A 1,634-nucleotide genomic window follows, 5' to 3' on the forward strand; every position below is an offset into this window, starting at 1 on the left:
AGCGGCGACACGCTGCACGAAGATTTCTTCGTCGAGGAATACGCCCTCGACCTGACGATTCATCACTACCGCAAACCGGTGCTGGCCCTGATGGACGGTTTTGTCCTCGGCGGCGGCATGGGCCTGGTGCAAGGCGCCGATCTGCGCGTGGTCACCGAGAAGAGCCGACTGGCGATGCCGGAAGTGGCCATCGGTTATTTCCCTGACGTCGGCGGCAGTTATTTCCTGCCACGCATCCCCGGTGAACTGGGGATTTATCTGGGCGTCAGCGGCGTGCAGATTCGCGCCGCCGATGCGCTTTACTGCGGCCTCGCCGACTGGTATCTGCACAGCAGCAAACTGGCGCTGCTCGACGAGAAACTCGATCAGATGGAGTGGCAGGACACGCCGCTCAAGTCGCTGCAAAACCTGCTGGCCAAGCACGCCGTGCAAACCCTGCCGGACGCACCACTCGAGGCACTGCGCCCGGCCATCGACCACTTCTTCGCCTTGCCCGACGTGCCGAGCATGATCGAGCAATTGCGCGCCGTCACTGTCGCCGACAGCCACGAATGGGCGCTCACCACGGCGGATCTGCTGGAAACCCGCTCGCCGCTGGCCATGGCCGTGACCCTGGAAATGCTCCGTCGCGGCAGGCACTTGAGCCTGGAGCACTGCTTTGCGCTGGAGCTGCATCTGGATCGCCAGTGGTTTGCCCGTGGTGACCTGATCGAAGGCGTGCGCGCCCTGCTGATCGACAAGGACAAGTCACCGCGCTGGAACCCGCCGACCGTCGCTGAGCTGGACGCTGCGCAGGTGACGAGCTTCTTCCATGGTTTTGATGAGAGCGGGAGCTGAGTCATGCACGATCTCGAACTGACTGAAGAACAAGTGATGATCCGCGACATGGCCCGGGATTTTGCCCGTGGCGAAATCGCGCCCCACGCCCAGGCCTGGGAAAAGGCTGGCTGGATCGACGACGCGCTGGTGGCGAAGATGGGTGAGCTGGGCCTGCTCGGCATGGTTGTGCCCGAGGAATGGGGCGGCACTTACGTCGACTACGTCGCCTATGCCCTGGCCGTCGAGGAAATCTCTGCCGGTGACGGCGCGACCGGCGCGTTCATGAGCATTCACAACTCGGTAGGCTGCGGCCCGGTGCTCAACTACGGCAGCGACGAACAGAAACAGACCTGGCTGGCCGATCTGGCCAGTGGGCAGACCATCGGTTGCTTCTGCCTGACCGAACCCCAGGCCGGCTCCGAAGCACACAACCTGCGCACCCGCGCCGAACTGCGCGACGGCCAATGGGTGATCAACGGCGCCAAGCAATTTGTCAGCAATGGCAAACGGGCAAAGCTGGCGATCGTCTTCGCGGTAACCGATCCGGATCTCGGCAAAAAAGGCCTGTCAGCGTTTCTGGTGCCGACCGACACACCGGGTTTCATCGTCGATCGCACCGAACACAAAATGGGCATCCGCGCCTCCGACACCTGCGCGGTGACGCTGAACAACTGCAGCATCCCCGAGGCCAATCTGCTCGGCGAGCGTGGCAAGGGCCTGGCGATTGCCCTCTCCAACCTTGAAGGCGGACGCATCGGCATCGCCGCGCAGGCATTGGGTATCGCCCGGGCGGCGTTTGAAGCGGCGCTGGCCTA

Annotated in this window: 2 protein-coding genes; both read left to right on the forward strand. The window is 63.4% G+C overall.

Features of this window, described 5'->3' with window-relative positions:
* On the forward strand, positions 1-837 hold an 837-nt coding region (locus D6877_RS08820; RefSeq protein ID WP_130910507.1), incomplete at its 5' end, for an enoyl-CoA hydratase/isomerase family protein.
* A 3-nt stretch (positions 838-840) separates the two neighbouring features.
* A partial coding sequence (locus D6877_RS08825; RefSeq protein WP_130910544.1) for an acyl-CoA dehydrogenase family protein occupies positions 841-1,634 on the forward strand: 794 nt, incomplete at its 3' end.

It is taken from the genome of Pseudomonas sp. Sample_9 (assembly GCF_004307535.1).
Taxonomy (GTDB): Bacteria; Pseudomonadota; Gammaproteobacteria; order Pseudomonadales; family Pseudomonadaceae; genus Aquipseudomonas; species Aquipseudomonas mercuritolerans.